The following is a 1920-nucleotide window of genomic DNA, read 5'->3' as shown; positions in this document are numbered from 1 at the left end:
GGCCCGCGCGCGCCGCCGCAGGCGCCGGCGCACCCATGGCACGGCCAGCCAGGCCAGCAGGCGGTACAGCCCGAGCGCCAGTGATTCACGCCACATGCGAGCGCGCTGCGGTCCCTGGGCGCCGCCCCTCAGTGCCCGGCCGCCCCCGCTTGCGCCCCCGGCTTGACCCGTTCCAGCAGCGCACGCATCTCGCCTTCGATGCGCGCCAGCGCCTCGGGCGTGTGGCCCTCGAAGCGCAGCACCAGCACCGGCGTGGTGTTGCTCGCCCGGATCAGGCCAAAGCCGTCCGGCCAATCCACGCGCAATCCGTCGATGGTGCTGATGCGCGCCGGCTCGGCAAAGACCTCGGGCGCCAGCGCCTGCAGCTCGGCCGTGAGCCGGTGCGGCTCGCCCTCCTCGCACTGCACGTTCAGCTCGGGGGTGCTGTGGCTGCTCGGCAGAGCGTCCAGCACGCGGCCCGCATCCGTGTGGCGGCTCAGGATCTCCAGCAGTCGGCAGCCCGCGTAGGTGCCGTCGTCGAAGCCATACCAGCGTTCCTGGAAGAAGATGTGGCCGCTCATCTCGCCGCCCAGGGGCGAGCCGAGTTCCCTCATGCGCGCCTTGATGAGCGAGTGGCCGGTGCGGTACATGACGGGTTCGCCGCCCGCCTCGACGATGGCCGGTGCCAGTCGCTGCGTGCACTTCACGTCGAAGACGATGGGCGCACCCGGCACACGCGAGAGCACGTCGCGCGCAAACAGCATCATCTGCCGGTCCGGAAAGATGTTGTTGCCTTCCCGGGTGACGATGCCCAGCCGGTCGCCGTCGCCATCGAAGGCCAGGCCCAGCTCGGCGCCGGTCTCCCCGAGCGTGCGGATCACGTCGCGCAGGTTCTCCGGCTTGCTCGGGTCGGGGTGGTGGTTCGGGAAATTGCCGTCCACCTCGGAAAACAGCTCGATCACTTCGCAGCCCAGCGCCCGAAACACCTGCGGCGCCGAGGCGCCGGCGATGCCGTTGCCGCTGTCCACGACGATCTTCATCGGCCGCGCGAGCTTCACATCGCCCGTGATGCGCTCGAGGTAAGCCGGGAACACATCCGCCTGGCGCACGCTGCCGCCCGTGCGTGCCTCCCAGGCCTGCTGCTCGATCGCACGGCGCAGCGCCTGGATCTCCTCGCCGTGGATGGCGCGCCCGGCCAGCACCATCTTGAAGCCGTTGTAGTCCCTGGGGTTGTGGCTGCCCGTGACCTGGATGCCGCTGGTGCACAGCGTGCTCGCGGCAAAGTACAGCATCGGCGTGGTGACGGCGCCGACGTCGATGACCTCGATGCCCACCTCGACCAGCCCCTGCGTGAGCGCCGCCACCAGCGCCGGGCCCGACAGCCGCCCGTCGCGCCCCACCGCCACCGCGCGCTCGCCCTGGGCGCGCGCCGCCATGCCGAAGGCGCGGCCCAGGGAGCGCGCCACCGCCTCGTTCAGCGAATCGGGCACGACACCCCGGATGTCGTAGGCCTTGAAGATGGCGGGCGAGGGTTGTTGCTGCACGGACGCTTCCTTTCTTGTTCGTGGATCGACCGGCGCCCCCGCCTGGGCGAGGCGCACCAACCGGCCATTGTAGGTTCGCCCTTTCCGCCCGGCGGCGACCTGGCCGCAGCCATGCACTCGGCGGTTTTCGCGTCTAATGGCGCGTCGCCCACCCTGCCCCCACGCCCGCCATGTGCACCGCCGCCACCCCTCCCGCCAGCCTCGGCCTTCCCGGATGGCTGGGCGAATTCGTGCTGCTCGCCAGCCTCTGGGGCGCCTCCTTCCTGTTCATGCGGCTGGGCGCCGTGGAATTCGGGCCCTTGCCCACGGCCGGCCTGCGCGTCGCGCTGGCGGCGCTGTTCCTGCTGCCGCTGCTGCTGCGCCAGGGCCAATGGGGCGCCCTGCGCCGCCACTGGAA

General features: G+C 71.5%; 2 protein-coding genes. One reads left to right on the top strand and one right to left on the bottom strand.

Annotated features, from left to right (window positions below):
* Positions 1–128: 128 nt before the first annotated feature.
* Positions 129–1523 (bottom strand): phosphomannomutase/phosphoglucomutase, encoded by a 1395-nt coding sequence (locus tag A612_RS13360; protein ID WP_019374966.1) that lies wholly within the window; start codon positions 1521–1523, stop codon positions 129–131.
* Positions 1524–1693: 170 nt separating this feature from the next.
* Here A612_RS13360 and A612_RS13355 point away from each other — a divergent pair.
* A partial coding sequence (locus A612_RS13355) for an EamA family transporter (protein WP_040436932.1) occupies positions 1694–1920 on the top strand: 227 nt, incomplete at its 3' end.

Source organism: Melaminivora alkalimesophila (assembly GCF_000282995.1).
Classification (GTDB): domain Bacteria; phylum Pseudomonadota; class Gammaproteobacteria; order Burkholderiales; family Burkholderiaceae_C; genus Melaminivora; species Melaminivora alkalimesophila.
Note: the sequence above shows the minus strand (reverse complement) of the source record. Positions and strands in the feature narration are given on the sequence as shown.